This window comes from Dapis brunnea BLCC-M229 (assembly GCF_050015995.1).
Taxonomy (GTDB): Bacteria; Cyanobacteriota; Cyanobacteriia; order Cyanobacteriales; family Microcoleaceae; genus Trichodesmium.
The window spans coordinates 1-12,346 of record NZ_JBNHEP010000006.1; the positions used below are offsets into that span (position 1 = coordinate 1).

Genomic DNA, 12,346 nt, shown 5'->3' on the forward strand with positions numbered 1-12,346 from the left:
GGCTTGCTGCTAAAAGCTCTGGGTCTTCTTAAGATTTGTTTTACAAACAGTCTCTGAAGGAATATTTCTCTTTTAACTTTATGGAGATTTATGGAACGTTTATCTTTAAAACTATTTGATGAAACTCTAAGGGATGGAGAACAACAGGCAGGACTTTTTTTTCCTTATAGAATAAAAAAAAAACTAGCCCATTTAATAGCGCAAACTGGGGTGGAATCCCTCGATATTATGCCATTCATTTCTGAATCTGAGACTTCCCTTGTTAAAACTTTGGTATCAGAAGGATTGAGTGACATTATCACCTCTGCCACCATGACAGGCCGACACTATATTGACCAAGCTGCATCTTGTGGAATCAAGCGCATTATTCTCTTCTATGGTATTTCTGACCGACTTTTATTAATCAGAGATCCAGAATTTAGACAATTACCAGATTACCAAGGGAAAACAGTAGATGATGGGATTCCTCAAAACATCATTAACACTGTGCGCCAAAACGCTTTTGATAAAATTTTAGATTCCTTGCGCTATGCTACCGAAATTCTTGGACTAAAAGTTGACTTTGCGGCTGAAGATGCCTCAAGAGCAGATTTTGATTTTTTAGTTGAATGTATTTGCTCCTTTAAACCCTATATCGAACATTTCATGCTTTGTGATACAGTAGGAATTCTTAGTCCTGAGAAGACCTACATCTGGATTCATGATTTGCATCAGTTTACAAAAAATACTCCTTTAGGTGTTCATTTTCACAATGATATGGGAATGGCTCTAGAAAATACTCTTCAGGCAGTTATGGCTGGAGTTTCTATGGTATCAGGAACTTTTTTGGGTATTGGAGAACGGGCTGGAAATGTGGCATTGGAACAGGTATTAAATGGTCTGCGAGTTCGTTTCGGAATAGAAGTAGAAGGGATCGACTATGATTTAATAGCCAATGTTTGTGAATATCTTGAACAATTTGGAGTTAGACCTGCTTCCCCTTATTCTCAAGCTGCTCAACGTTCAGAATCAGGTATTCATGTAAACTCTTTTTTGTACGATCGCCATAGCTATAATGTTTTTCCTTACGATAAGTTAGAAGTTTGGTTTGGCAAAAACAGCGGAGCAAGTAATTTTCAATATCTTTTTGACAAGGAAGGACTTCAACCCCAATCTAAAGAAAGATATGAGAAAATGCGTTCGGTTATTAAATCCCTTGCTACTGAACAGGAGCGTTGTTTTACTGGCCAAGAGGTCTTAGAGTTATTGAGGCAAGGTATTTTTGATGAGTAAGTCCTATCGATTGATAGCTATAGAAGGAGAAGGAATTGGACCGGAAGTAGTAGACGCTTCCTTAAAAATTATCCAGTATGTAGCTTCTTTGGAAGGATTTGACCTAAATGTCAACTATGCTATGCTAGGAGAAGTTGCATTCAACAAACTGGGTAGCCCATTCCCGAAAGAAACACAACAGTTGTGCGAAAACGCTGATGGAATTCTGTTTGGGGCAGTGACTGGTAGTGGACTTTTAGAATTACGGCAACACTTTGATTTTTTTATTAATCTTCGCCCTATCCGCATCATTGATAGTTTAGTTGAGAAATCAAGTCTTAAGTCTGATAAAGTCTTAGGTTTGGACATATTGATTGTTAGAGAGTTAGTCAGTGGTATCTACTTTGGCTCAAGTGGTAGAGGAGAGGACTACCAAGGTATTTATGGATATCACACTATGAAATATTATGACTGGGAAATCCGTCGAATAGCTAGAGTAGCGTTGGAACTTGCTCAAAGACGTCAGGGGTTACTAACAGTAGTTCATAAAGAAAATGCTTTACCCCATTTACCTTGGAGTCATTTAGTGCTAGAGGAGGCTAAAAATTTTCCCAATGTCGTAGTACAGTCAATGCTAGTTGACAACTTAGCAATGCAATTAGTTCTTAACCCAACTCGTTTTGATGTGATTGTTGCTGGTAACTTATTTGGAGATATTCTTAGCGATATAGGAGGCGCATTAATGGGTTCGGTTGGATTATTAACTTCTGCAAGCTTTAATGCACAAGGCTTTGGTCTTTACGAAGCAGTACATGGTACAGCACCAGATATTGTAGGTAAAGGAATTGCTAATCCTCTAGGAACTCTTGGATCTGCTATTTTGTGTTTGGAGCAATGGGGAGAGTATAATGCAGCTAAAAGAATAATTCAAGCTCAAGAAAAAATTTTAGCTCAGGGTTATCGAACAGCAGATCTAAATCCTCACGGAGCAGAAATTTTAGTCAATACAGAAGAGTTGGTTCAGCTTTTTCTACAGGAATTAGGAGAAGAAAAAAGGGCTTGTAACTGAACAGACAATATTATTTTTGCGTTAGTCCTGTATAGTAATGGTCAAGTACAAGTTGTGGCATTATAGTGATGTATGAAGTTCCATATAGCTTCAATGTGATTACTTAACTTGATCATTACTACATCTATGACCAGAGTAGGTAGAAGGAGAAAATAGCAGATTACATTATGATTTAGCTAGACTAGATCGCAAAACATTTTGTTACTCGCGCCTCAAAGTCAAAGGAGATGTCCTAATTGTCAATCAAACTACTTATTTATTATTTGCTCATAGCAAAAACTCTCTTATATAATCTGAGTTAAATCCTGTGATTCTTTGATTTGGTGTTGGCAGAGCAAGTGCGGTAGCTACGTCGCTCTCTCAATTAAACACCTTAAAATTAGGAAGAAATCACACATCATCCCGCAATAGTGCAACGCCTTGTCAGTAACTATACCGAATTCTCTAAAAAGAAAACAAACGAAAAGAGTTTGTCTTTAGCTAAACAACTATAAATTGCCCAGACTGAAGAACTAGATGAACAGGAGGAAATTAAGCTATGAGAACTTTAGAAGAATTTTTATCGGAGCTAGCTCAAAAAGATATCAAGTTATGGGTTGAAGAGGGGGACTTGCGCTGTAATGCTCCCAAAGGAGCTTTAACATCAAATATATATAATGAACTGAAGGAACGCAAACCAGAAATCATCACTTTTTTACAAACAATTAATCTACACATAGAATCACAGAAGCACCCACTCAAGAGAATTCAGCGTGACAGTGAACCCCTACCATTATCATTCGCTCAACAAAGGCTGTGGTTTATTGAAAAAACTGGGTTAAGTGGCAATGCCTACAATATGCCATTAACTTTACATCTTGTAGGAAAATTAGATGAAATAGCCTTAAATAAAAGTCTCAACCAAATCATTACTCGCCATGAATCTCTAAGAACTACATTCAGCGAAATTAATGACAGACCTGTACAAGTAATTAGACCTCCATTTAAACTAGATGTACCCTTACAAGACCTCAGTGACTTAACACAATCCCAACAAAAGACTAGATTAAAACAGTTGTTCCAACAAGAAAATGAACAATTGTTTAATCTGGAAGTTGCCCCCCCTGTACGCGCCCAACTGGTCAAATTAGGAGCAGAAGAACACATACTCCAAGTTAAAATACATCATATAGCCTCCGATGGTTGGTCATTAACAATATTTTCCAATGAACTTTCAGTCTATTACACTGCCATATTGGAAAAACAATCATCTCCATTACCAGAGCTACCAATACAATATGTAGATTTTGCCGTATGGCAACGTAACTGGTTAGAGAGTCAAATCATAGAAACACAACTAGCTTACTGGAAACAAAAGCTCCAAGAGGTATCCCAACTAAAGCTACCCACAGACTATCCCCGACCCGCAGTAGAAACCTTCAAGGGAGCAGGTGTAGCCATAAATATACCTGCAGCACTGACTTCAAAAATCAAACAAGTTACCCAAAAACAGGGACTAACCTTATTTATGATTCTTTTAGCAGGGTTTAAAATCTTGCTATCTCGTTATAGTGGTCAAGAAAGGATAGCAGTAGGTTCTCCTATAGCTAACCGTAACCACAGGGAAATACAAGGATTAATCGGGTTTTTTGTTAACTCCCTAGTCATGTATACAGACCTGGGAGGAGACCCGAGTTTCACGGAAATATTAAACAGAGTACAAAAAACAGCCTTAGAAGCTTATGCTAACCAAGACCTACCTTTTGAGAAGTTGGTAGAAGATTTGCAACCCGAACGTTCTCTATCGCACAATCCCTTATTTCAGGTAGCTTTTGCTGTTCAGCAGAGTGAAGCAATAAATCCATCCTTCAGTTTGGCAAACTTAGAGGTGAGTAGGTATGAAGGAATAGAGCCTGAAATGAACGTGCGGTTAGATTTGGAGGTACACTTGTGGGAAGAAGGAGAAGAAATTAAAGGATTATGTGCCTACAACCGAGACTTGTTTGAAGAACAAACTATCCGCAGGATGCTTTCACATTATGAAAATTTGCTCTCAGCAGCTCTGGAAACTCCAGATATACCAATTAGTCAATTACCTCTAATGACAGAGGCCGAGCTAAACCAGATACTGGTGGAATGGAATAATACAAAAACAGATTACCCGAGAGAAAAATGTATTCATCAATTATTTGAAGCACAAGTCCAGAAGACTCCAGATGCAGTAGCAGTAGTATTTGAAGATCGCAAACTTACCTACTCTGAATTAAATAGCAAAGCCAATCAACTAGCAAATTATTTGCAAAAATTGGGAGTAGTTCCAGAAACCCTAGTAGGTATTTGTGTCGAGCGCTCAGTAGAGATGGTAGTAGGTTTATTAGCCATACTGAAAGTCGGAGGAGCTTATGTGCCATTAGACCCAAATTATCCTACTTCACGTATCAATTATATACTAGAAGATGCACAACTATACATCATCTTAACTCAAGAAAAATGGCAACATCATCTACCACAAAAATCAGCTAGAATAATTTGTCTGGACACAGAAGCACAAACCCTAACAACATATAAATCAGAAAATAAAACAGTATTACTAACAGCAGAAAAACAGGCGTACATGATGTATACCTCCGGATCGACAGGTAAACCCAAAGGAGTTAAAATCAGCCACAGAGGTGTAGTGCGCTTGGTGAAAAATACCAACTATGTCAATCTAACAGAAGAAGATACATTACTACAGTTAGCACCCATATCTTTCGATGCAGCTACATTAGAAATTTGGGGCAGTTTCCTGAATGGAGGAGTATTAGTAATAATGCAATCTCATCAACCCTCCTTAGCAGACATAGGAGCAGCTATCAGGCAACACCAAGTTACAACCTTAGCCCTAACAGCAGGATTATTCCAACTGATGGTAGAAGAGCAACTAGAAGATTTAAGATTGGTTAAGCAACTGCTAGCGGGAGGAGATGTCTTATCAGTAAGCCATGTAAAGAAAGTCGTAGAAAAATTGGAAGGATGTCAGTTAACTAACAGTTACGGTCCAACAGAAAACACTTCACTTAGCTGCTATTTCCCAGTCAAAGTTACCAATAAGATCGGAAAATCAGTCCCTATAGGTAAGCCAATATCTAACACCACAGCATACATCTTGGACCCCCAATTACAACCTGTACCCATAGGGGTGATAGGAGAACTCCACATTGGTGGAGATGGACTAGCAACAGGCTACCACAACCGCCCAGAGTTAACAGCCGAAAAATTTATCCCTAACCCCTTTGATAAATCAAAAACTACAAAATTATACAAAACCGGGGATTTAGCCCGTTATTTACCAGATGGCAATATCGAATTTCTAGGTCGGATAGACCACCAGGTTAAAATCAGAGGATTCCGCATTGAAACTGGAGAAATAGAAACAATATTAACTCAACATCCCACAGTAAAAGCAACAGTAGTGGTGGCTAGGGAAGACAACCAAGGAGATAAGCGTTTATTAGCATACATAGTACCTGAAAATGAAACTGAGACAAATTCAAACCCAGAACTATCAGAGAATCAAGTTGATATTTGGCTAGAAACATTCAATCAACAATTCTACAGCCAACTACGAGAAGTCAGCGATCCCTTATTCAATACTAAAGGATGGTTAAGCAACTACGACAACCAACCCATACCAGAAGAACAAATGCGGATCTGGGCTGGGGATATAATTAGTCAAGTATTAGTAAATAAACCTCAGAAGGTGTGGGAAGTAGGGTGTGGTACAGGAATGCTTTTATTTCAAATCGCACCTTACACAAAAGCTTATTACGGTACAGACATCTCTAATTTGTCATTAGAATACATCAAAAAACAAATAGAACAGCAACCAGAGAAATATAGTCATGTTTCTTTAGCACAAAAACGAGCCGAAGACATGGCAGACATTGCTGATAACAGTTTCGATTTAGTGCTGCTCAGTTCCATAGTCCAGTATTTCCCTAATGTAGAATATTTGTTGCAAGTAATAGAAAACAGTATCAGAGTAGTCAAACCAGGAGGAATGATTTTCCTAGGGGATATCCGTAGCTTGCCTTTAATGAGAGCATTCCACAGCTCTGTCCAACTATTTCAAGCAAGTCCATCACTTTCGCTACAACAACTAAAGCAACAGATAGACAGAAAAATGCAGCAGGAGACAGAGCTGTTAGTCTCACCGGAGTTGTTTGTCGCCCTCAAAGAAAAATATCCAGAAATAACTCATGTACAAATACGTTTACAGAGGGGAAGCGAACACAACGAATTAAATAAATATCGTTATAGTGTCTTGTTGCATATAGAAGCGAAATCAAAAAAAGTTATAGAAGCTCCGGTTAAAAGTGGGGTGGGCATGAGTTATGAAGAGATTGAAAGCTATCTGCAACAAAAACAGCCTTCAGTAATCTGCTTTAACAGTTTAGCAAATAGTCGGGTGGAACGCGACGTTTATGGGGTAGAGTTGTTATCACAAGCAGAGTCAAAACTGAATGTCCAGCAGTTAAGAAAAAAATTACAGGAAGTGTCATTCAATGGTATTCACCCCGAACAGCTACATGAAATCAGTGCTAGACTAGGATATGAGCTAGAGTTGTCTTGGTCGCAAAAGAGCAATGCAGGGTACTTAGATGCAGTGTTTGTGCGTTCTGAGGAATCATCAGAGAATATTGTGTTAACACCACTAACTCAAAATTCAGTGAGTGTCAGAAACTGGTCTAGTTATGGGAATAATCCCTTGGCTTCTATGACAGCAACACAATTGATACCACAGTTAAGGGAGTATCTACAGGAAAAATTGCCAGAATATATGGTACCGAGTAGCTTTGTCATATTGCCACAACTACCACTTACTCCCAATGGTAAAGTAGACCGTAAAGCTTTACCGATGCCAGATAATCAGCAACAAGAGAATATAACATATATAGCACCACGATATCCAGTTGAACGAGTTTTAGTATGGGTGTGGCAACAGTTGTTATCTATTGAAAAAATCGGGGTAAAAGATAATTTTTTCGATTTAGGTGGTCATTCCCTGAAAGCTACTCAAATGGTGTCAAAGCTTAACCAGTTGTTTGGGGTTGAATGGTCTGTGAGTATAGTGTTTGAAAACCCTACTCCAGATAGTTTAGCGGTCAAACTACTAGAAGAACCACAAGTATTAGCACAGATGGGACAGATAGAACAATTGTGCCAACAGATAGAAACATCAGAAAAATTTTCTCTTGCAGATATACCAACTTTTGCAGCAGAGGTTATGGCAGGCAGTGACACTCTACTTCTGAAACCAAGGTCTAAAAGTAGTGAACCTGCACAATTGTCATTTGCACAACAACGACTGTGGTTTCTTGAGCGAATGGGATTTGTAAAAAATGCCTACAACTCGCCAATATACCTACGATTACAGGGAGAACTTGATATCAGAGTGTTGCACCAGACTCTTAATGAGTTGATAGTTCGCCACGAAGTTTTACGCACTGCTATCAAAGAAATAGATGGATATCCACAACAGTCGATCCAACCCGCACAAGACTTACCATTGCCTGTAATAGACTTAACACATGAGGAAGCAACTCAACAAACCAAGACAGTACAACAACTGCTAACAGAAGAGAATAAGCACTTGTTTGCTCTTGACAAAGGACTAATGATGCGAGCAAAACTGCTTAAGCTTAACGAAACAGAATATTATCTGCTACTGACATTTCATCACATTGCCTTTGACGGTTGGTCAATGGAGGTTTTGGCAAGGGAACTGTCAATTCTGTACGGAGCATTTTTAGCAGGAGAATATTCACCTTTACCAGAATTGCCGATACAATATGCAGACTTTGCAGTGTGGCAGCAGGAGTGGTTGGAAGGAGAAGTTTTGGCTAAACAAATTGCTTACTGGAAACAAGAATTGGCAGATTTGGAACCTTTACAATTGCCCACAGATTATCCACGACCACCTGTAGAAACTTTCGCAGCAAAAGGATATCCGTTCCAGATTAGTTCAGAAGTACGGGTTGCTCTAGAGCAACTCAACCAACAACATGGAACAACCATGTTTATGATTCTGCTAGCAGCTTTCCAAGTGTTAATGTATCGTTACAGCGGTCAAGAGCGAATTGCTGTAGGTTCGCCTATAGCCAACCGCAACCGTAGCGAAGTTGAGGGGTTGATCGGCTTTTTTGTCAACACCCTAGTAATGTGTAGTGACTTAAGTGGTAATCCCCAGTTTACTGAATTATTACAGGAAGTACGTCAGAAATCTTTAGGAGCTTATGCTAATCAAGATGTACCGTTTGAAAAGTTGGTTGAAGAATTGCAACCTGTGCGAGACATGAGTCGCAACCCTTTGTTCCAAGTACTGTTTGCTTTTCAGCAACAAGAGGCAATTGCACCAAAATTAACTTTAACTAATTTGGAGGTAACTCAAATAGAGTTAGGTGAGCTAACGGCAAGGTCAGAGTTGGAGTTGCATATATGGTCTACAGGAGAAGAACTACAGGGGTATTGCATTTATAAATCTGACTTATTTGCTCCACAGACGATTGAGCGAATGATGGATAATTTTCTGACCTTGCTGGAGGGAATAGCAGTAAATCCCCAGCAATCAATTTCTCAATTGCCTCTACTATCAGAACCAGAACTTCAGAAATTGTTGGTTGAATGGAATGATACCGTTTGTGATTATCCTGCACATAAATGTATTCATCAGTTATTTGAGGAGCAGGTTGAACGGACAAGGGACGCTGTAGCAATAGTGTTTGAGGAAGAGCAGTTAACATATAGCCAGTTAAATCAAAAAGCAAATCAGTTAGCCCACTATTTACAAAGCTTAGGAGTAGGACCAGAAGTACTGGTAGGTATTTGTGTCGAGCGTTCGATAGAAATGGTAGTGGGATTATTGGCAATACTAAAAGCAGGAGGAGCTTATGTACCGCTCGATCCTAGTTATCCATCAGATCGTTTGGCTTATATGTTAGAAGATGCAGCTATGCCAGTTTTACTGACAAGCGAGTCAGTTTTGGACTGTTTGCCAGAACATCAGGCACAGGTTGTGTGTTTGGATGGTAGTTGGGAAGTTACTAATCCAGAAATTCAAAATCCTCGCACTACAGTAACAGCAGATAATTTGGCTTATGTGATTTATACTTCTGGGTCTACAGGAAAACCTAAAGGAGTTCAAATCTGTCACCAGTCAGTAGTCAACTTTTTGCTATCAATGAAAGATTATCCTGGATTAACTCAATCAGATACTTTCAATGCTATTACTACCATATCTTTTGACATAGCAGCTTTGGAATTGTATCTTCCACTTATAGTCGGAGCTAAGTTAGTGGTGGTTCCTCGTGAAATAGCTACTAATGGTAATCAGTTATTGCCTCAGTTATGGAAATCACAGACAACTGTAATGCAAGGAACTCCTGCTACTTGGCAAATGTTATTAACTTTAGGTTTATCTGAGCCAAAGTCAAAATTCAAAGTTTTATGTGGCGGAGAAGCTTTGTCGATTCAATTAGCTCGGGAACTATTGGAGATTGGAAGCGAAGTATGGAATCTTTATGGCCCTACAGAAGCTACCATTTGGTCAACAATTTACCATCTGGGAAATTGGTCGCAGTGGCAAGAAAGTGGAAATATTATCACATCAATTGGTCGCCCTATAGCCAATACACAAATATACATTCTAGATAAGTCAAATCAACCAGTACCTATTGGAGTACCTGGAGAACTACACATTGGTGGTGCTTGTCTTGCTCGTGGTTACCTGAATCAACCGGAATTAACAAAAGAAAAATTTATTCCGAATCCCTTTGATAACTCAAAAGTCAAAAGCAAAAAATCAAACTTATATAAAACTGGGGACTTAGCTCGCTACCTGCCAGATGGTAATATAGAGATTCTTGGTAGGATTGACAATCAGGTCAAAATTCGAGGTTTTCGTATTGAATTAGGAGAAATTGAGTCAGTTATTAGCACCCATCCACAAATACAACAAACTGTAGTGATAGCTTGGGGAGAAGGTTTAAACCAACAACTCGTCGCTTATGTAGTTAGTCAAGAGGATTCATTGACTAGCACAGAGTTGCGAAACTACCTGCAAGAGAAACTACCTGGATATATGCTCCCATCTGCTTTTGTGGTGTTGTCAGCTCTACCATTGACTCCTAATGGCAAAGTAGATCGTAAAGCCTTGCCAGCACCAGAAGCCGAACTGATGCGACTAGAAAATTTTATCCTGCCTCGCGATCCCGTGGAACGTCAATTAGCTCAAATCTGGTCAGAAGTTCTAAATGTACAGCCAGTACTGCTTCAAGATAACTTCTTTGACCTTGGTGGTAATTCACTTTTAGCTATCCGCTTAATAGCCAAAATTGAGGAGCAGTTTGGCAAAAATCTACCTTTAGCTACCTTATTCCAAGGTCAAACTATTGAACAACTGGCAACTATTTTACGCGAACCAAAAGATTCTTGGTCTTGGTCTTCACTTGTACCAATTCAAACTTCTGGTGACAAATTACCCTTCTTCTGCTTACCAGGAGCAGGAGGTAACGTCATTTACTTTTCTCATTTAGCTCGCTATCTTGGTCAAGACCAACCCTTTTATGGTCTGCAAGCAGTTGGTCTTGATGGAAAATCAGAGCCTTATACAAAAGTTGAGGATATGGCAGCCCACTATATTGAAGTGATTCAATCAGTTCAACCTCAAGGTCCCTACCTACTAGGGGGTCATTCCTTTGGTGGTGCGGTGGCTTTTGAAATAGCCCAAAAGTTGCAAAAGCAAGGCCAAGAGGTAGCTCTACTAGCTATTCTAGACAACACAGCACCTGAGCCTGAGAACAAGCATCACAGACTTGGTTGGGACGAGCCTATGTGGATGGCTTTTCTGGGTCGAGTTTTAGGAAATATGTTTGGGAAAGACCCAGAAATATCCTACGAAGTGTTAAAGCAACTGACTCCAGACGAGCAATTAAACTACTTGCATGAACGCTTACAAAGTATTAAAGTTTTTCCTCTAGGTACTGGAATTAACCAAGTTCGTGGTTTTGTAAGAGTTTTTATAGCAAATTGCCTTTGGGATTATTTTCCACAGAAGGTTTACCCAACTAAAATTGCTTTGTTCAAAGCAAGCGAGGATTATCCAGAGAACCTTTTTGGTAATGAGCTTTTTGAAGCTATTAAACCTGAATATGCTAGCGATCCACTTTTGGGATGGGGTGAATTTTCTGCTGGACAGGTAGACGTTCATGTTGTCCCTGGAGACCATATCTCTCTTATGAATGAGCCTCATGTTAAGGTCTTGGCTGAAAAATTGAAAGCTTGCCTTGAAGAAGCACAAGCCTCACAGGGTGACAGGCACCAAAAAACTCTTGTCGGATAAGGGTTTCAACCCTCACGGGGTGACTTCCAGGGAAAACGCATCTAATTTTTTTGACAAATGACCAAAATTACAACCCAGATTCCGCACGACAAAATGTAGTATATGAAGAGGGTAAAACTTGAGTAAGTATTTAGACTTATAGTATAGGGTAGGAGGTGATTGGAAATCAATAGCTTAATGATCAATCTTCACCCTAATTTTTTCTGTAATGATGTTAGGTCAAAAGCTTATCCTAAAGGTGTTTCAACCCAGATTCCGCACGACAAAATGTAGTATATGAAGAGGGTAAAACTTAAGTATAGCGTTTCTCAAATTGGTGAGATACAGTAGCAGGAGTGAGCAAACCAATTACGAATATCTTTGAAAGAGACTTGATCGTAAGCTTGAGCGATCGCATTTTCCAGAGATTGATAGGTTCTAGCCCCAATAGAACGAAGAAGATTTTTAACTTTTGACCCTCACGGGGTGACAAGCTAGTTGAAAGCTATATATAGAAAGGGATTTGCGTTCAGAAACTGAATAATACTTCAATTAAAAGAAAATCCTTATTGAGAATGAACGGGGTGTAGTGCGTTCGCAGAGCGCTACTGCTGACGCAACGCTCCGCGAACGCACTACACCTCCTAACTAGGTTGAATCATTATTCAAGTAACACTAGAGAATAA

The 12,346-nt window shown here is 39.3% G+C and carries 3 protein-coding genes; all 3 read left to right on the top strand.

From position 1 onward, the window contains the following. Nucleotides 1–90: 90 nt before the first annotated feature. Complete coding sequence (locus ACP6PM_RS00825) at nucleotides 91–1,272, top strand: LeuA family protein (RefSeq protein ID WP_426580955.1); 1,182 nt, start codon at nucleotides 91–93, stop codon at nucleotides 1,270–1,272. Further along, the gene (gene leuB / locus ACP6PM_RS00830; RefSeq protein ID WP_426580957.1) at nucleotides 1,265–2,320 is read left to right on the top strand and encodes a 3-isopropylmalate dehydrogenase; all 1,056 of its coding nucleotides are present in this window, start codon (nucleotides 1,265–1,267) and stop codon (nucleotides 2,318–2,320) included. Before ACP6PM_RS00825 ends, leuB begins: the two co-directional genes overlap by 8 nt. Before the next feature lie 538 nt (nucleotides 2,321–2,858). After that, complete coding sequence (locus ACP6PM_RS00835) at nucleotides 2,859–11,681, top strand: amino acid adenylation domain-containing protein (protein WP_426580958.1); 8,823 nt, start codon at nucleotides 2,859–2,861, stop codon at nucleotides 11,679–11,681. The last annotated feature ends 665 nt before the right edge of the window (nucleotides 11,682–12,346 follow it).

Coding starts and splice junctions, on each gene's coding strand:
- ACP6PM_RS00835 (WP_426580958.1), top strand. CDS start 2,859: ATGAGAACTTTAGAAGAATTTTTATCGGAGCTAGCTCAAAAAGATATC.
- leuB (WP_426580957.1), top strand. CDS start 1,265: ATGAGTAAGTCCTATCGATTGATAGCTATAGAAGGAGAAGGAATTGGA.
- ACP6PM_RS00825 (WP_426580955.1), top strand. CDS start 91: ATGGAACGTTTATCTTTAAAACTATTTGATGAAACTCTAAGGGATGGA.